Source organism: Chamaesiphon sp., from assembly GCF_041738855.1.
Lineage (GTDB): Bacteria > Cyanobacteriota > Cyanobacteriia > Cyanobacteriales > Chamaesiphonaceae > Chamaesiphon.
The window spans coordinates 17,523-35,770 of the sequence record NZ_JBGSPA010000222.1 but is presented as its reverse complement, the minus strand read 5'-3'; the positions used below and the strand labels follow the sequence as shown (position 1 = coordinate 35,770).

The 18,248-nt window shown below is 46.5% G+C and carries 11 protein-coding genes, 1 tRNA gene and 1 pseudogene; 8 read left to right on the top strand and 5 right to left on the bottom strand.

Features of this window, described 5'->3' with window-relative positions:
• The first annotated feature begins 124 nt into the window (after positions 1-124).
• A complete protein-coding gene (locus ACEW9I_RS24750) occupies positions 125-439 on the top strand; it encodes an ATP-binding protein (RefSeq protein ID WP_373542997.1) in 315 nt (104 codons plus the stop codon).
• 542 nt (positions 440-981) lie between these two features.
• On the opposite strand, the gene psaB is transcribed toward ACEW9I_RS24750, so the two are convergent.
• Both psaB and psaA read right to left on the bottom strand, forming a co-directional pair.
• The gene (psaB, locus tag ACEW9I_RS24745) at positions 982-3,183 is read right to left on the bottom strand and encodes a photosystem I core protein PsaB (protein WP_373542996.1); all 2,202 of its coding nucleotides are present in this window, start codon (positions 3,181-3,183) and stop codon (positions 982-984) included.
• Between the two features lie 191 nt (positions 3,184-3,374).
• A complete protein-coding gene (gene psaA / locus ACEW9I_RS24740) occupies positions 3,375-5,624 on the bottom strand; it encodes a photosystem I core protein PsaA (RefSeq protein ID WP_373542995.1) in 2,250 nt (749 codons plus the stop codon).
• A 753-nt stretch (positions 5,625-6,377) separates the two neighbouring features.
• On the opposite strand from psaA, the gene ACEW9I_RS24735 reads away from it, so the two are divergent.
• Both ACEW9I_RS24735 and ACEW9I_RS24730 read left to right on the top strand, forming a co-directional pair.
• A complete protein-coding gene (locus ACEW9I_RS24735; RefSeq protein WP_373542994.1) occupies positions 6,378-8,156 on the top strand; it encodes a hypothetical protein in 1,779 nt (592 codons plus the stop codon).
• 38 nt (positions 8,157-8,194) lie between these two features.
• Entirely contained in the window at positions 8,195-9,094 is a 900-nt protein-coding gene (locus ACEW9I_RS24730) for a fructosamine kinase family protein (protein WP_373542993.1), read from the top strand.
• Positions 9,095-9,107: 13 nt separating this feature from the next.
• Here the strand turns inward: ACEW9I_RS24730 and ACEW9I_RS24725 are convergent, their stop codons facing one another.
• The gene (locus tag ACEW9I_RS24725; RefSeq protein ID WP_373542992.1) at positions 9,108-9,878 is read right to left on the bottom strand and encodes an MlaE family lipid ABC transporter permease subunit; all 771 of its coding nucleotides are present in this window, start codon (positions 9,876-9,878) and stop codon (positions 9,108-9,110) included.
• 284 nt (positions 9,879-10,162) lie between these two features.
• Here ACEW9I_RS24725 and glmU point away from each other — a divergent pair, with 284 nt between their 5' ends.
• The gene (gene glmU / locus ACEW9I_RS24720) at positions 10,163-11,521 is read left to right on the top strand and encodes a bifunctional UDP-N-acetylglucosamine diphosphorylase/glucosamine-1-phosphate N-acetyltransferase GlmU (protein ID WP_373542991.1); all 1,359 of its coding nucleotides are present in this window, start codon (positions 10,163-10,165) and stop codon (positions 11,519-11,521) included.
• Positions 11,522-11,665: 144 nt separating this feature from the next.
• Here the strand turns inward: glmU and ACEW9I_RS24715 are convergent, their stop codons facing one another.
• Positions 11,666-11,986 (bottom strand): hypothetical protein, encoded by a 321-nt coding sequence (locus ACEW9I_RS24715; RefSeq protein ID WP_373542990.1) that lies wholly within the window; start codon positions 11,984-11,986, stop codon positions 11,666-11,668.
• A 1,134-nt stretch (positions 11,987-13,120) separates the two neighbouring features.
• Between ACEW9I_RS24715 and ACEW9I_RS24710 the strand changes: the two genes are divergently transcribed.
• Positions 13,121-14,308, top strand: coding sequence for an MFS transporter (locus ACEW9I_RS24710; protein ID WP_373542989.1), 1,188 nt, complete (start codon positions 13,121-13,123; stop codon positions 14,306-14,308).
• 3 nt (positions 14,309-14,311) lie between these two features.
• On the opposite strand, the gene ACEW9I_RS24705 is transcribed toward ACEW9I_RS24710, so the two are convergent.
• On the bottom strand, positions 14,312-15,247 hold the full coding sequence (locus ACEW9I_RS24705) for a carbohydrate ABC transporter permease (protein WP_373542988.1): 936 nt from the start codon (positions 15,245-15,247) through the stop codon (positions 14,312-14,314).
• A gap of 409 nt (positions 15,248-15,656) precedes the next feature.
• Between ACEW9I_RS24705 and ACEW9I_RS24700 the strand changes: the two genes are divergently transcribed.
• The 3 genes and pseudogenes from ACEW9I_RS24700 to ACEW9I_RS24690 form a co-directional block, all read left to right on the top strand.
• A tRNA-OTHER gene (locus ACEW9I_RS24700) sits at positions 15,657-15,727 on the top strand.
• Between the two features lie 566 nt (positions 15,728-16,293).
• A complete protein-coding gene (locus ACEW9I_RS24695; RefSeq protein WP_373542987.1) occupies positions 16,294-17,823 on the top strand; it encodes a slipin family protein in 1,530 nt (509 codons plus the stop codon).
• A gap of 89 nt (positions 17,824-17,912) precedes the next feature.
• Positions 17,913-18,029, top strand: a pseudogene (locus ACEW9I_RS24690) (transposase); the annotation flags it as partial.
• Positions 18,030-18,248: the final 219 nt, after the last annotated feature.

Here is an 18,248-nt window from a genome sequence, read left to right as displayed (position 1 = left end):
TGACCGCTAATTATCAACAAGCAGAGCTTATTGATAATAATTTATGAAACACTTAGTTTTTGAGGATTGGTAGTGATTGGCTCAAACACAGTCAGGTAATTGATTTGATGATGAGGCTAGCCTCATCGAACTCAGGTTCATTAGTAATGCGATTAAGTACCACGATCGTCCCAATGGAAAAATCGATATTTTGGCGACCAAACACGAACATTCATGGCAATTTATAGTCATCGATGATGGCCCTGGCATCGCTCCAGAACATCATCAAAAGATTTTTGAAATTTTTCAAACACTCGCAGGTCAAGCAGATAACAAAGGCACTGGAGTAGGGCTAGCGATCGTCAAAAAGATCGTCGAAAGTCGTGGTGGTTCCATCTGGGTGGATTCAGATCTTGGCAAGGGAAGCGCGTTCTCATTTACCTGGATCTCCACTCCTTAGGTTGATTTCGACAAGATACTGATACTGTTAGCGGTCAAAATCGATCGGGGGATAGTGAAACACACAACTGACGAGAGCAGGTCACGTTAGATGACGTGAGTTTGGGATAAGGAAAAAGCAAAGAAGGGGCAAAACAGGTAGTCTGGAAGTAGCAACTAACCTTGCTGATGAGGGTTACATCGATCGATGGATATGTTCGGTTGGCGAGCGGTCAACTACGATAGAAGTCTTTGCTTTATTAACGGGTACGATTACAGTATAGCAGTCGCCACATCGGTTAAGACACTCTAGATCTCAGTCCGCGTAGGCGGACTTTGCAGCACTAGCGGCGATTTTAATCGCTGTGCTGTCCTAACCGCCTTGGCGGTTGCTATACGTTCTCGCTCTGTCGATCTAGAGGGAGTTTCAATTATTTCTTGTTCGGGCACAGGAATTTCTACAACCCAATGAGAAAAATCATCCGGTGCGCGATCTCTGTCCGTAAAAATACCCCGTCACCTGACGGGGTATTTAGAGTCAACCGATGATAACTTCAGAATTAACTATCCAAACTTACCAGCAGTAGAAGCAATGAGGAAGGCTGCGTAGGTGAGGATATAGCCGACTGTGAAGTGAGCTAGACCGACAACCCGACCTTGAACGATCGACATCGCAACGGGCTTGTCTTTCCAACGAACTAAGTTCGCAAGTGGAGTCCGCTCGTGTGCCCAGACAACAGTTTCGATCAACTCTTGCCAGTAACCACGCCAGCTAATCAAGAACATAAAGCCAGTTGCCCAGACGAGGTGTCCGAAGAGAAACATCCATGCCCATACAGACAAGTTGTTCATCCCGTAAGGGTTGTAGCCGTTAATCAACTGTGAGGAGTTCTGCCAGAGGTAGTCACGTAACCAACCCATCAGATAAGTCGAGGACTCATTGAATTGAGCGACGTTACCTTGCCAGATACCTAAGTGTTTCCAGTGCCAGTAGAATGTTACCCAGCCTAAGGTGTTGAGCATCCAGAACATCGCCAGGTAGAACGAATCCCAACCAGAGATGTCACAAGTACCACCACGACCAGGGCCATCACAAGGGAAGGCATAGCCGAAGTCTTTCTTGTCGGGCATCAGTTTGGAGCCACGGGCATCCAACGCACCTTTGACAAGAATCAAGGTGGTGGTGTGGAGTCCGAGGGCGATCGCGTGGTGGACTAGGAAGTCACCAGGGCCGATGGTCAAGAACAGGGAGTTGGTACCGGAGTTAATTGCGTCCAACCAACCTGGCAGGTAAACTGCGCTGCTGGTGGAGGCTAAACTATCAGCATTCGAGAGTAAAGTATCAAAACCGTAAAGTAGTTTACCGTGGGAGCTTTGAACCCACTGGGCAAATACTGGTTCGATCAAGATTTGCTTCTCAGGCGTACCAAAGGCAACTACAACGTCATTGTGGACGTAGAGACCGAGGGTATGGAATCCCAAGAACAGAGACACCCAGCTCAAGTGGGAAATAATCGCCTCTTTGTGCTCTAACATCCGCGCTAGCACGTTGTTCCGGTTTTGATCTGGATCGTAATCACGAACCCAGAAGATCGCACCGTGGGCGAATGCACCGACCATCAGGAACCCAGCGATGTACTGGTGATGGGTGTACAATGCGGCTTGGGTGGTAAAGTCCTGTGCCAAGAACGCATAAGGCGGCATGGAGTACATGTGTTGAGCCACCAAGGAGGTGATCACACCGAGCGAAGCCAATGCCAAGCCTAATTGGAAGTGAAGGGAGTTGTTGATCGTATCATAAAGACCTTTATGACCTTCACCGAGTCTGCCTCCAGGTGGTTTGTGAGCATTGAGGATGTCCTTGATGCTGTGACCGATCCCAAAGTTGGTACGGTACATGTGCCCAGCGACGATAAAAATTACCGCGATCGCGAGGTGGTGGTGCGCCATATCAGTCAACCACAAGGATTGAGTCTGAGGATGGAAGCCACCCAAGAAAGTCAAGATTGCTGTCCCAGAACCTTGGGCTGTGCCAAACATCTGTTGAGCGGTATCGGGATTTTCTGCATATACGCCCCAGTTACCTGTGAAGAAGGGGGCTAGCCCTGCCGGGTGAGGTAATGTACTGGTGAAGTTGTCCCAGCCAACGTGTTGACCGCGAGATTCGGGGATCGCCACGTGGACTAAGTGACCAGTCCAAGCTAGCGAACTGACGCCAAACAAACCGGATAAATGGTGGTTGAGGCGAGATTCAGCATTCTTGAACCAAGACAAGCTGGGACGGAATTTTGGTTGGAGGTGTAACCAACCAGCGAACAGCATGACTGAAGCTAACAGGAGCAAGAAGATCGATCCTGAGTACAAGTCTTCGTTCGTCCGCATCCCGATCGTATACCACCATTGGTAGACGCCAGAGTAAGCGATGTTGACTGGATTAGATGCGCCACCTTGGGTAAATGCGTCAACAGCAGGTTGACCAAAGTGCGGGTCCCAAATTGCATGAGCGATCGGGCTGACGTTCAGTGGATCTTTAATCCACTGTTCAAAGTTGCCTTGCCAAGCTACGTGGAACTGGTTGCCAGAAGCCCAGAGGAAGATGATGCCGAGGTGACCGAAGTGAGTTGCGAAAATCTTTTGGTAAAGATTTTCCTCAGTCATACCATCGTGGCTTTCAAAGTCATGAGCCGTGGCAATCCCGTACCAGAGCCGACGGGTAGTCGGGTCTTGAGCGAGGTCTTGGCTAAATTTAGGGAATTTAGTTGCCATAGTTTTCTTATCAGATTTCCTCGCGGACGGACGAGATGGTTAAAGCCAGGGATGATGCTAACTGTAACCATCTCGTGTGGCATTGATTAGCATCATGTTAGTGATGTACCGAACCTGGATGTCCAGATTCGATCGATGTCAATCTGGGGATATCGATCCTGTTGATTGACATCGAAAACAGACAAAGTTCTTCAGATCGATAGGGATCGAGCTAAGAAGAATGCCCAGGTCGTAGCAATCCCGCCGAGGAGATAGTGAGCTACACCGACAGCCCGACCTTGAATGATACTCAGAGCGCGAGGTTGAATTGCTGGTCCAAAGTTGAGCTTATTGTGTGCCCACACGATCGATTCGATCAATTCTTGCCAGTAGCCGCGACCGCTGAAGAGGAACATCAAGCTGAACGCCCAGATGAAGTGTGCGCCAAGGAAGATCAAACCGTAGGCAGACAGAGCCGAACCATAGGAGTTGATCACCTGAGCCGATTGCGCCCACATGAAGTCCCGCAGCCAACCATTGATGTTGATTGCGCTGGCTGCGAAGTTACCACCAGCGATGTGCGAAACAGTCCCATCTGCATCGACGGTACCCCAGACATCTGACTGCATTTTCCAACTAAAATGGAAGATCACCACCGAGATGGCGTTATACATCCAGAACAGACCGAGGAAGACGTGATCCCAACCAGAAACTTGGCAGGTACCACCACGACCAGGACCGTCACAGGGAAAGCGGAAGCCCAGACTAGCTTTGTCGGGGATTAACCGCGAGCTACGAGCAAACAACACACCTTTGAGGAGAATCAGAACGGTGACATGAATGGTGAAAGCATGAATGTGGTGAACCATAAAGTCCGCCGTACCCAATACAATCGGCATCATTGCCACTTTGCCACCGACAGCGAGGGTGTCGCCACCGAAAGCCAGACTAGCAGTTTGCAGCGCGTTTGGCGCAGTGTTTCCGGCAGCAGCAGTATGCAGACCTTGAACCCACTGAGCAAATACAGGCTGTAGCTGAATTGCCTTGTCAGAGAACATATCCTGGGGGCGACCCAACGCTTGCATGGTGTCATTGTGGACGTACAAACCGAAGCTATGGAACCCTAAGAAGAGACAAACCCAGTTCAGATGGGAAATAATTGCATCGCGGTGACGCAACATCCGATCGAGCAGGTTGTTCTGGTTCATTGCTGGGTCGTAATCCCGTACCATGAAAATGCCTGCGTGAGCAGCACCACCGACTACACAGAAACCGCCAATCCACATGTGGTGGGTAAATAACGATAACTGGGTAGCGTAATCGGTAGCGAGGTAAGGATACGGAGGCATCGCATACATGTGTTGTGCCACGATGATGCTGACCGACCCTAACATTGCCAAGTTAATTGCTAACTGAGCGTGCCAGGAAGTAGTGAGAATTTCATATAGACCTTTGTGACCTGCGCCAGTAAAGGGTCCGCGATGATTTTCTAAAATTTCTTTCATACTGTGACCGATGCCCCAGTTCGTCCGGTACATGTGACCAGCAACGATAAAGAGTACAGCCAAAGCGAGGTGATGGTGAGCCGTATCGGACAACCATAAACCACCAGTGGTAGGATTGAGACCACCTTTGAAGGTCAGGAAGTCTGCATATTCAGCCCAGTTCAATGTAAAGAACGGGGTCAAACCCTTGGCAAAACTGGGATACAGTTCCGCCATCTTGGCAGGATCCAAGAACTCGTGGGGTAAGGGAATGTCTTTAGGTGCTACGCCAGCATCTAATAATTTATTTATAGGTAGAGCAACATGGATTTGGTGACCTGCCCAAGATAGACAGCCAAGACCGAGTAAACCAGCCAAATGGTGGTTCATCATTGACTCTACATTCTGGAACCACTCCAGTTTAGGAGCACGTTTGTGGTAGTGAAACCAACCAGCAAACAGCATCAAGCCAGCCATGACGAGACCGCCAATTGCTGTAGCCATAAGCTGTGTGGAGTTGGTGTACCCAGACGATCTCCACAGTTGGAACAAACCAGAGGTGATTTGAATCCCGCGAAAACCGCCGCCAACGTCAGCATTGAGGATGTCTTGACCGACGATCGACCAGACGACTTGGGCACTGGGTTTAATCCCAGTCGGGTTGGTGAGCCAAGCTTCGTAGTTAGAGAAACGAGCACCATGGAAATACATCCCACTCAACCATATAAATATGATGGCGAGATGTCCGAAGTGAGCACTAAAAATCTTCCGAGAAACGTCTTCCAAGTCACTGGTGTGACTATCGAAATCATGTGCGTCAGCATGAAGATTCCAAATCCACGTCGTGGTTTTTGGTCCCTTAGCTAGGGTTCGATCGAAATGACCTGGTTTACCCCACTTCTCAAACGAAGTAGGAACTGGATCTTTGTCAACGATTACCTTTACTTTTGCTTCCCGCTCTGGTGGACTAATTGTCATGAGGATTGTCCTCTCTAGACAAGGAACGAGGTGATACCCAACTGAAATGCCCGTTTCAAAAAGTGAAATGGAGCCAAACGCCTGCCCGATCCCTGCGCTCCCCGTGGAACTTCTAGTTTCAAGCCGTACTCGAATAGACAAAAGCAAGTTCGTCTAAACCGTACCTCTGTTGATGAATTATAGGTTGATGACCGCCTGATATTCACCATTCGTTAACAATAATTCAAAGTCGCTCCCCAAGATGCTTATATCGATCCTAGTTCACTCACACATTGGAAAAAGTCAAGTCTAATACATTTTTTTTAAACAAACTTAATAATAGCGGCAAATCCGCTCTGATAAAGCCTAATGGATGATTTTAGCTTCAGTAATATTGGCGATTTTGACGAAGTATCATTATTTGACAATTGAGATTTAGTTACATATCTACACAAATCTGTAAACAGCCAATCTCTGGACAAAATCAATCCGATCTGGCGAGGGGATGCACTGCCGATGAATCATTCGCTGGCAAGAATGCCGATTGGTACAATGGCGATCGCTCACAAATGATTTATAAAAATTAACAATCAATCTTGGCACCACGATCGGGTCGGCACTGGAAGTTGAGATCGGTGAAAAACTGACTAACCCTAGTAAAATAGGCAATGCAAACTAGTAACTTGTGAAATAGAGGTCTGGGTGTTGAGAGCGAATCAGAAGTGGAGTTTGGCTGCTCGATCGATCGGGTCGTATTTGGCTCTAATAATAGTGATGACTGGGATCGTTAGTTGCGATCGATCGGTGAGCGCGCCCGACAGCTTAGTGGCGACTAACCCCAATAATTCCGCTCTGAGCAATACCGATGGGCCATTGTCAGAAGTCAATATCCCCACTAGCATCTCCCAACTAGCTCCGAGCTTGGCAAAATTCAAGCCTCAAGTGCAGATCCTCAGCCCCAAGCCCGATGAAATTTTGGCAGACGATCGCGTCACTATCAAATTACAAGTCCGTGATATGCCACTATTTAAACAGCCAGAACTAGGATTGGGCAATCATTTACAGGTGATTTTGGACAAGCAAACTTATCAGAGTGTTTACGATCTGAGTCAACCGCTGGTTTTTAAAAATCTAGCGGCTGGAACCCATACTTTACGCGTATTCGCCGCGCGTCCGTGGCATGAGAGCTTCAAAAATGACGGTGCATTCGATCTGGTAACGTTCCATATATTGACCAAAACTGCGGAAAATAACCCCGATCCACAACAGCCACTACTTACTTATAGTCGTCCGATCGGTAGCTATGGTGCCGAACCAATTTTGCTAGATTATTTCGTCACCAATCCTGCCTCACCTTCAGCAAATCAACAAAGTCCAGCTAGCTTGACTAATTGGCAGGTGCGAGTGACTGTGAACGAACAGAGATTTATCCTGGGTGGCGCAGTCGCTGAGAGAGAGCATAGCGGGGCACCAGTCTATCTGCAAGGATTTAAGGAGGGCAAAAATTGGGTCAGATTGGAACTAATCGACGCTCGTGGGAACCCCTTACCCAATGTTTATAACGATACCGTCGAGATTTTTACTTATCAACCAAGAGCAGCAGATCCTTTAGCGCGACTCATTCGCGGCGATATCGATCCCAATTTGGCACTGACGCTGGTAGATCCCGATCGCATCGCCATCAAACCAACACCCACGCCAGCAGCATCGGTGCCACCAACGCCAGTTCCCAGTCCGGTACCGAGTGCGATCGCACCCATTCCGGTTATCCAACCTAGCCCTAGCCCGATCGCGATCCCACCCCGCCCGCCAACCGTACAACATCCTGTAGTCCCACCGATCGCGATCCAACCCAGCCCTAGCCCGAGCGTCAAGATCCTCCCGCCTCCAGATCTCAAAGTAGTCGAGACACCAAAAATAGCACCATCGCCCGTCCCGCCGCCCATGGCACCACCGACGGTGGGAACTCCAACTAGTAATCCCGAACCTGCGCCGCAACAGCAACGCCCGATCGAGATCGTGAAGCCAATCCCAATTGAAATTGTCCCACCGTCAGTAGCCAAATCGATCGCTCCTACGGATCGATCCTCCCCAGGAGAGGCGATGTCTAATGGCAAGCCAACACCAACACCAACATTGACAACGAAACCACTGCCCAGCAAAGTTCCTGCCCAGCAGGTGTACTCTACGGCGATCGTCATTGTTTTGCCCCAAACGGTCATCGATGAGCTGATAAAACCAGTGCAAACCCCCAATCCACCGTCAGCAACGGCGATCTCGCTCCCTCAGTCAGTAGTAGATGAGTTGGTACAAGCAGCGGCTCGACAGCAGCGTCAGACGTCCCCAGCGATCGGAACTATTCCAGCAGAACCAGCACCACCACTAGCTAACAAGCCAACAAAAACTTGGCAAACACAAACAATCGAGTTATTCGATTTAGCTAGAGCTAAAATCCGCACATTTACGAATACTATTCCAGCAAAAGCTCAAAAATTTGGGCAGAATATGCGCGCTTGGTGGAATGAAACGATCGATAAGTTACGGCAAGAATAGTTAGAATCAGCAATAAGTAATTACTAGCAATTGAGATAATGTGGAGCGAGATCGGCGCAAAAATCACTCAAGTTACAGGTGAAAATTTTGAGATAGTCGATCGCCAATCGATCGGCGGTGGCTGTATCAATCGAGTAGAGCTAATTAGCAATGCACCGCTCTCGCAGCGCTCGCATCCCGATCGAGATCGGTATTTGCTCAAACTCAATCAACCTGCGCTAGTGGACATGTTTGCGGCTGAGGCAAGCGGATTACTAGCAATAGCGGCAACCGCAGCGATGAGAGTCCCGATGCCACTCTGTTGGGGGGTGGTGCAAACTCATAGCTATCTAGTCCTAGAATATTTGGATTTGACTACCAATGTTACTGCTCAAAGCTGGAGCCAAATGGGTCGCAATCTGGCGGCGATGCACCAGTATCGATCGATCGAACGCGGAAAATTTGGCTGGCACATCGACAACACGATCGGCGCGACACCACAAGTTAACACTTGGGCAACTGACTGGACGAGCTTTTTCACTACCCACCGGATCGGCTATCAATTCCAACTTGCAGGCACCAAGGGCGGTTATTTTCCCCAAGCGGCTCAATTGCTAGCCGCGATTCCCCACATCCTGGCTCATCATCACCCCAAACCATCACTCGTACATGGCGATTTGTGGAGTGGTAATGCTAGCTTCACAACGGCAGGTGTTCCCATCATTTTCGACCCTGCGACCTATTGGGGCGATCGAGAAGTCGATCTTGCCATGACCGAGCTGTTTGGTGGCTTTCCTGCCGCTTTTTACCAAGGATACAACGATATTTATCCGCTCGACCCTAGCTACTCACAACGCCAGCAGTTGTACAACCTTTATCACATTCTCAATCACTACAATTTGTTTGGTGGCAACTATCAAACTCAGGCAAATAGGGCGATCGCATCCCTGTTGAAATAATTGCCAGCACAGCTTAAATCGATTTAGTAACCCCACTACCCGTGCCTTGAAACATTACCCAAGACAGAAAAAAGTTGGAGATAAAAATTGCCAATAAAGACGTTACCACCGCTGTCGTTGTGGATAGTCCGACTCCTTTGGCACCGCCTGTAGTTGTCATCCCCCAGTTACAACCGATAATCGCAATCAAAGCACCAAAAACAACTGCTTTGATCGGTGCGCTCCAGATATCCCAGGGTGTCAAAAAGTTACGTGCTGAGTCCAAAAAGATCCGGACTGGTAATCCAAAAATGCTGGTAGCAACCACCAACCCACCGAGCATCCCAGCGACAATCGAGACGATCGTCAGCAGCGGTAACATCACACAACAAGCTACCAACCGCGGAATTACTAAATAATCGACTGGATCGGTTTTGAGAATATACAGTGCGTCAATTTGTTCGCTAACTTTCATCGTCCCAATCTCTGCCGCAAATGCCGAGCCGACTCTTCCCGCTAGCACTACCGCTGTCAATACTGGCGCAAGTTCGCGCGTCAGGGCGATCGATAAAACTCCACCTACCGCCTGTCCCGCACCAAAATTAATAAATTCTCGCGCTACCTGGATTGTAAACACCATCCCAATCGTAGTTGCTGTCACTAACGCGATCGGTAATGATTCTGGCCCAACTAAAGCCATTTGCTCGATAATGTTTGGATAGTTGAATTTGCCTCGGAGGATGTGAACAATCACTTGTCCACCCATGAAAATGGCTGCAACGAACCGACTAAACCACAAACGCATATCAATTTCAAGTTATCGATCGGTAGTAAGACAATTATTCCGTAAAGCGCGGCAATAGGGTGTAAATTCGATATTATTATCAATGTATCGTATTTAGTGAGATGAGACACTACATCGCCCTCGATCTGATGGGTTGGCACCTATTTTTGGAATGAGAGGCTAGTGTGACGGGACGATAGTCAATGCTTATTTGAGCGAGTTTATCAACGATCGCATCCATACCTCAGACAATAGGGTATTTTAAGAGAGGCTATATTTAGGTTCTGGCAGTATTAGTTATATTTATGGTAGCAGTAGCAATTCTCGCAGCGGGCAAGGGCACGCGAATGAAATCGGACTTACCCAAAGTATTGCACTTACTGGGAGGCCGCTCGCTGGTCGAACGAGTATTAATGGGTTGTGTGGCTCTTCAGCCAGAGCGACAACTGGCGATCGTTGGCTATCAAGCTCACCGTGTTAAGGAAGCGATGCTCCACTATCCCGATCTAGAGTTTGTCGAGCAAACCCAGCAACTGGGTACCGGACATGCAGTCCAACAACTACTTCCCCATTTAGCTGACTTTACCGGAGATTTGCTCGTCTTAAACGGGGATGTACCACTGCTCCGTCCCGAAACGCTCACAGCACTCTTGGCGACTCACCAACAGCATCAAAATGCAGCCACCATATTAACAGCCCAAATTGCTAATCCGCAGGGTTACGGGCGGGTATTTTGCGATGGTAACAATCTACTTGAAGAAATTATTGAAGATCGCGATTGTACTGACGTACAACGTCAAAATCGGCGTGTAAATGCCGGAATCTATTGCTTTAATTGGCAGAAGCTCCAAGCGGTGCTGCCGCAACTACAAAGTAATAATAGTCAGCAAGAATATTACATTACCGATGCTGTCAATTTCTTGTCGCCAGTGATGGTGTACGACGTGCCTGACGATCGTGAGATTTTGGGCATCAACGATCGGTGCCAGCTAGCTACTGCTTATCAGATCCTCCAATCCCGTATCAAAGCTGATTGGATGGCGGCGGGGGTGACCATCATCGATCCAGATAGCGTCACGATCGATGATACCGTCACCATCGGTGTCGATGCCATTATTGAACCCCAAACTCATCTCCGTGGAGACACGACAATTGGTAGCAGTAGCCATATTGGCCCTGGTAGTTTCATCGAAAACAGTCAGATTGGAAACAATGTTCGCGTGATGTATTCTGTAGTGTTAGATAGCTCGATCGGGCATCATGCCAACATCGGCCCCTACGCTCACATCCGCCAACAGGTGACGGTAGGTGAATCCTGCCGAGTGGGAAATTTTGTTGAGTTGAAAAAAAGCACTCTCGGCGACAATACCAATGTTGCCCATCTCGCATATTTGGGCGATGCAACCATCGGCAAACAAGTCAATATTGGCGCAGGGACAATTACTGTTAATTATGATGGTAAACACAAACATCAAACCACGATCGGGAATTTTGCGCGGATCGGTTCAAATAACACCCTCGTCGCACCACTGAATATCGGTGCTCAAGTAACCACCGCAGCAGGTTCGACAATCGTCAATGACGTCCCCGATGACTGTCTGGCGATCGCGCGCGCTCATCAAACGATCAAACCAGGATGGCGACCTAAATGGCACCAAGAGTAACTCGAGCGGATCGAGCGACGAGGAGCGTGACCTGATGGCGATAAGTCGTTCGCGTAGCGTGCCATCGGCGATCGACCGGAGGCAATGTAGATCGACTTATTCCAACGACAACTCACCCTAAATCATGTCAAATGTCAACATAATCTAGAGATCTCTGGCTGCGTAAGTAGCGATCGCATCGATCCGTTCGCGGCAAAAATTAGCACCGATCGCACACCACAACCAACAGGCAAGCAGCGCAATCTTACCAACTTCAATAATCAACTGCGAAGACTCACCAACACCGACGGTTTCAAGATCCGTCGCACCGCTGGCAGTGCTACTGGTGAGCGGGGACACTAGTTCGGGTCGGCGCACAGTTGTGCCCAGAGTGGAACAGCCAAAGCCGCTGCCAGTCGATAGCTTCGGGTGAACTAAACGACTGATTGCTGGGAGCGAGAATTGAGAATAGCGATGTCGGATCATAGGTACTTAACCGCAATTGGCAACAAATCGGGGTGGGAGGGGGAGTCAACAGATCGGATGAAACAGTAAAATTTTCGGAAATAGCCTTGCACCTTATCGCAATGGGTGGATCGATAACTGATAGCGATCTCAATTCAGGTGTCCAAATCGGTTAGAGACGAAATAGCACTACAGTCGCGTCTGCATCACTAAAAGACTATACGCTAATGCAACTTTAGTCTAATCCAAACTGGCACAATCTTGAATCCGAACATCCACGGATCTATCCAAAATAGCTTTTGAGTGGTAATCAGTATTTACACTTAATTGTGGATGATTTGCTACTACAGCGATTCCAAATGGAGCATCCCTGATGTTTTCAGTACTGGTAAGTTACGGCTGTCTTGATGCGCTTTCCCGTCAGCAGAGCCGCTGGTGCGCGAATCGCTGCCTTATGGCGATCGCCACGCTGTGCCCAATCCACCCTAGATCGATTTATCTCCTCATTTGAGATGGCTATGATAGTATTTATCGCTCTAGTAGCAAAAGTTACTAAGTTAGATACTCAATCCTTTATTTAGGATGACGTATGGGCAGGATTTACAGCTCTAGTAGCTCTCCCAAACATTTTCCTGAAATACTCTAGCCAAACCCTAAATCGATACCAACCTGCATCATCATAAGTTAACTTAGCTAGGCAGTGGTTCTGACTGTGTTCTTTACTATCAAATCTGCGGAGACGCCCAGATCGTTAGACTGGATTACGCAGCGCGATCGCCTTTGTCACCCGTCTAGTTGCTAATTCGATCGCATTGTCTTGACGTTGACTGCTTATTTCAAGGTAAATTCTATTTAACTTGACTCTAGATTTTTTGCTGTTACTAGAGCTTTTCAAAACTAATATCGGTAATTAAATCTTATACTGCAACCATAGCTCAAACTAAGATAAAATACAAGGAATCAGGCAAGATAACATCATTGGTTGAAAGCCGTTAGGCGTACTAGTCGGGTGACTCGCTCAGCAGCAATAGTCGTCTTTCATCTGCGCGCTGTTGGCATCAGCCTTTCATCTGTATAGCAACACAGTTTTTGAGATAACTGTAATAGTTATGAAATTCGACCGACTGTTTCGATCAATTCTCTATCCCCTCCCCAATGAACCGTAGCTTCTGGATTATCGCGCTCATTAATTTAATCAACTCATTGAGTTTTACCATTCTCATCCCCACAATTTATCAATATGGGCGAGAGTTTCAGCTCAGTGATATTGAGACTAGCTTTTTATTTGCCATCTTTTCGATCGCCCAATTCTTCGCAACGCCAATTATTGGTAAATTATCCGATCGGTTTGGGAGAAGACCATTATTAATCATTAGTTTAGCTGGGACAGTGATTGGCAATCTCTTGGCGGGTACTGCACCTAACGCAGCAGTGTTATTTTTTGCTAGGTTTTTGGATGGGGTTACTGGTGGTAATATCTCAGTTGCTCAAGCGGTAATTGCTGACGTAACCACTCCCGCAACTAGAGCTAAAGGTTTTGGCATATTTGGCGCATCCTTGGGGTTAGGATTTGTACTTGGACCAGTGTTAAGCTTAGTCGCGCAACAAAGATCGCTAGGCACAGCATTTTTAGTATCCGCCGTAGTTGCGGCGATCGCATTGGTCTTGACGATATTTTTCTTGCCTGAGACATTAGCTCATCAAGTAGACTCAGATTCAAATATTTTCGATCTAGGATTGCGAGATCTGATTAAAGGCTTAACCTTTCCCAAAGTAGGGATTCTATTTATCATCAATTTTTGTGTCGGTACGACATTTACCCTATTTACTTTTGCTTTTCAGCCTTATTATCTAGATGTTTTACATCAAGACAATAACTCATTGACACTATTATTTCTGACAATTGGAATTGTCGGTGTCATTGTCCAGATTCAAGGAGTAAAAATTCTGACTAAATATCTAAGTATCATCAAAATTTTATTTTTAGGATTATTTTTTAGAAGCTTGTCGTTTATCCTCATGCCGATCTTTCCCGATATTTATTTTTTCTTGGGGATCAGCATTATGTTTTCTTTGTTCAACTCATTTGTACAACCAATGATTAGCACACTGATCTCACTCAATACCACTCCAGAAGAACAAGGCAAAATGTCTGGCTTAAATGCTTCCTACTTGAGTGCTGCAAATGCGATCGGTCCTGTGATTGCGGCATTGGTAGTAAACAAGAATCATCCCTCTACTTACGGTTATCCACTATATTTAGCAGGTGTTTTCACCTTTATCGTCTTGTTTTTTGCAGTTCGGAATCGTCATAAATATACCCCAAAGCTAGCTCGCTCTTAACACTCATTCCTGAGTAGAGTTTTGGATCTGTAGATAGACTAATATAGAAGTAAAAGCTAGTAATATCATTGCTGCCGCCGCCGCATATCCAAAGTCAAATTGAGCGAAAGCGCGATCGTAAATATAATAAACAAGTAAATTAGTAGAATTGAGAGGACCGCCACCAGTAATAATATAGACCTGCTCGAAACTTTTGAGCGTGAAAATCGTGGTCGTAATCGTAGCAAAAATCAAAGGCGATCGCATCCCTGGTAAGGTAATATGGCGAAACTGTTGCCAACTATTTGCTCCATCGAGTTCGGCAGCTTCATAACGATTGACAGGGATAGCTTGTAACCCAGCTAAAAAGACAACTAAATTGAATCCAATTTGTTTCCAGATACTCAAAACAATAATCACAGGCATTGCCCAGAGCGAATCACTCAACCAAGCGATTTTGTCGATCCCAAAATTGCTCAGCAAACTATCGATCGCACCATCGGTTTGAAATAACCATCTAAACCCCAATCCAGCCGCAACTAATGAAACGATCGACGGAATAAAATAGATCGTCCGCACAATAGCTATAAATGGTAACTGACGACTCTCCACTGGAGCACCTCCACCAATGAGCAATACAGCTAACCCCAAGGGAATAACAATACTGGGAATAACCGTCCCGATTGTAAAATAGAGCGTATTACCAATAACTTGCCAAAAGTCAGGAGAAAGTAATAATCGTAAGTAATTTTTTAGCCCTACCCAATGTACTCCCGCTCGGGTAAAACTACCACCTGTAAAGCTAAGATATCCCAAGTAAATAATTGGGAATATCAAAAATATACCTAATAAAACTAGGGCTGGAAAGAGAAAGATTCCTGCGGCTACGTCCTCTCGATCGATTACAGCTCTAAAATCATCTAAAAAATGGAACCTGGATTCAGACCTACGGATAGTCATCTTAAATAGATCGGTACAATTATTTATCACAGACCACATGAAGTTTAACATTGATTACGATTTATTGTTGAGAGCTTTCGATTCCAACGATCGTTTTACCCCATCCGCCTGAAGTATTATTACTCAATCGATCTGGAGATTGATGGGTAGTAATATTTTTATACCAACAGATTTAGAATTATGTTTGTTAGATAGATTATCCTCAGCTTCAGCTCACGTCGAATCCTAAATTGCTTCAAACAAAATAGATTTTATGCGATTGATTTTATCTATAAAATAAACGATCTATGTTATACTAGAAAGTAGACATTAATAAAATGTAGGCAAATGTTCTGATTCTATAGATCTGACTGGTGCGCCAACCTTTGGTCTGAGCGTATACCGCCGCGCATAGTTATTTGTCTAAACCGTGCGATTAGCTTAGTTGGATAAAGCAGCCGAGGTATCGGTCGAGGCTAGGTTCGATTCCTAGATCGTACTCCCCAAAAGTTAGCTCATTTGGATAGAGCAGTTGACTATTAATCAACGGGTAGCAGGTTCGAGTCCTGTACTTTTCACCAACCAAGCCAAAGGTTAATTCAGGCACCTTACTTAGGATAAGGCGGCGCAAGCCACAAACGGTCAGTAATGACCGTAGGTACGAGAGCAATCTCAATATGGTTCGAGTCCATTTTTTCAACTCTGTAAAGTTGGCGTTTTTTGGAATATTTAGTCGCTTAGCGGCTGGACATTGCAGCAGAATTTGTACCGACGTTGGCGTGCAGCTTTAATTCGAGTATTTGTCTTCATCTGCTCGAATTGGTGTTGCTACGGGCATACTAGTTTTAGTCGATCGAACACGATATTTGCTAGTTGGAGTCGATCGAGTTATCCTCGGATAGCGTGATTAGCCACAGCTAGCTCAATCCAATTTAAGCCAAAGCCTTTGTCCGTAACAAAACTGTCGAAAACGCCAGCGATTATGGAGTTAATTCAGTTGACAGTTGACAGCTCCCAAATCTTTCCAATATCGGTTGGGTTGAGCAGATGAAACCCAATACTTTAATATGTTCAAGACTTTCTACATCAAACCTCACGAGCGAGGCATTTTATACAACCGCAGCGACTTCAAAGCGATTTTATTGCCAGGTACTCATAACTATCTTGGGTGGAATTGGAGTGTCAAAACATACGACCTCAATCAGCCAGAAGCGCAGATCGAACAATTAGAGCTGCTGTTGCAAACACACAGAGATAAACTAGAGCAGCATTTGACGATCGTCCGAACGGAATTCAATCGAGTCGCGCTACTGCAAGTCAAACAAAACTGGCTCGTAGTAGCTTCCAACCAATTACGCGCTTTTTGGAAAGGATTTATCCCCGTCGAAGTTCGCTATTTCAATCTATCTGAAACTTTAGAATTACCACCAGATCTACTCGAAAAAACGCGCGGAGCTGCCCTGAGTGGTATTAAAAGATTTCAGGTGTCCGAATCGGAGATCGGCTTGATGTACGTCCAAAATAATTTCGTTCGTCCTTTGGGTACGGGTGAATATGCTTTTTGGTCTTCACTAAAAGATGTCCAATTTAAGACACTCAATCGGATGATTTCGAATCCAATCTTTCCCGATGAAGATGTCCTGATCGATCGGCACCCCGAATTTATCGCTCAGTATTGCACCGTTGCCGAAACCTTAGCCCAACAAGTTGGCATCGTCCGCGATCGACAACAACCGATCGCCATTTTACCGCCCCACAGCCGCAAATTGTTTTGGCAAGGCGTGACGGTAGAAACGATCGATATTAGCAATGATGCCAAACTTTCGCCTCAATTAGTTGCCGAATTAGTATCCGGTAAAGACAAAATTAATAAGCTCAGTAGCGATGCCTTGCACGTCCGTGAAGTGCCCGTCCAACACTTGGGCTTCTTGTATATCGACCGCGTATTTCAGAGCCAGCTAGAGCCAGGAATCCATGCCTGGTGGTCATTCAATCGATCGTTCGGATCGGTTGCGATCGATATGCGTCTCCAAAATATGGAAGTTTCGGGACAAGATATCCTCACCAAGGATAAGGTACCCGTACGGCTCAATCTCACCGCTGGTTATCGGATTAGCGATCCGTTACTGGCGATGAATAACTTGGCGGATATCAATGGCTTTTTATATAAAGAGCTACAATTTGCCCTGCGGGGAGCCGTAGGCGAACGGACTTTGGATGGGTTGTTGGAAGACAAAGGCACGATCGATCGCGATATCGCGGAGTATATCCGCGTCAAGACTGTTGATTATGGCTTGAAAGTCGAATCCGTCGGCGTCAAGGATATTATTTTACCTGGGGAAATCAAAACCATTCTCAGCAAGGTAGTTGAAGCTGAAAAATCCGCTCAAGCAAACGTTGTCCGCCGTCGCGAGGAAACCGCCGCCACACGGAGTATGCTCAACACAGCCAAAGTGATGGAAGAAAATCCCGTCGCGCTCAGACTCAAAGAGTTGGAAATCTTAGAACGGATTGCTGAGAAGATCGATCGCATTCAAGTAAATGGTGGTTTGGATAATATTTTGACCGATCTAATCAACATCAAAAAACAACCGTAGGAGCCATGACAATCTTCAATGAGAAGCTAAGTTGAGGTAGGATGCTTTACGGCTGCGCCTAACGCACCAGTATTCTGAGACATAAATCAGTCAGGACAACTCAAGGGGCTGTTGAAGGAATTAATAATAAACTCAAGCCGATCTAAAGGAGAGGATATGGATTCAGAAATTTTGATAATTTTCAGATTAGAAGCATGGTATCTTGATATTTCAATATTCAAACCTGCGTAGCAGGTTCGGTAGAACCGAAATTGGTGTGTAGCTCAAGTCTCATCCTATCAAGAATGGTTAACGATCGTTGCCGAGAAAGGCTCGATCGGTCGATAATAGATAGCGAGTATTCTATAGGGCGATACCTCCCAGAAACACCAGGCATCGCATTACTGCCAGCGATCGAAGCTGCATTTCTCAGCATATTTCCCTCA

Excerpts from the sequence above, each read along its gene's own strand:
- ACEW9I_RS24725 (WP_373542992.1), bottom strand. The coding sequence starts at position 9,878 with ATGCGTTTGTGGTTTAGTCGGTTCGTTGCAGCCATTTTCATGGGTGGA.
- psaB (WP_373542996.1), bottom strand. The coding sequence starts at position 3,183 with ATGGCAACTAAATTCCCTAAATTTAGCCAAGACCTCGCTCAAGACCCG.
- ACEW9I_RS24735 (WP_373542994.1), top strand. The coding sequence starts at position 6,378 with ATGACTGGGATCGTTAGTTGCGATCGATCGGTGAGCGCGCCCGACAGC.
- psaA (WP_373542995.1), bottom strand. The coding sequence starts at position 5,624 with ATGACAATTAGTCCACCAGAGCGGGAAGCAAAAGTAAAGGTAATCGTT.
- ACEW9I_RS24730 (WP_373542993.1), top strand. The coding sequence starts at position 8,195 with ATGTGGAGCGAGATCGGCGCAAAAATCACTCAAGTTACAGGTGAAAAT.
- ACEW9I_RS24715 (WP_373542990.1), bottom strand. The coding sequence starts at position 11,986 with ATGATCCGACATCGCTATTCTCAATTCTCGCTCCCAGCAATCAGTCGT.
- ACEW9I_RS24710 (WP_373542989.1), top strand. The coding sequence starts at position 13,121 with ATGAACCGTAGCTTCTGGATTATCGCGCTCATTAATTTAATCAACTCA.
- ACEW9I_RS24705 (WP_373542988.1), bottom strand. The coding sequence starts at position 15,247 with ATGACTATCCGTAGGTCTGAATCCAGGTTCCATTTTTTAGATGATTTT.
- ACEW9I_RS24695 (WP_373542987.1), top strand. The coding sequence starts at position 16,294 with ATGTTCAAGACTTTCTACATCAAACCTCACGAGCGAGGCATTTTATAC.
- glmU (WP_373542991.1), top strand. The coding sequence starts at position 10,163 with ATGGTAGCAGTAGCAATTCTCGCAGCGGGCAAGGGCACGCGAATGAAA.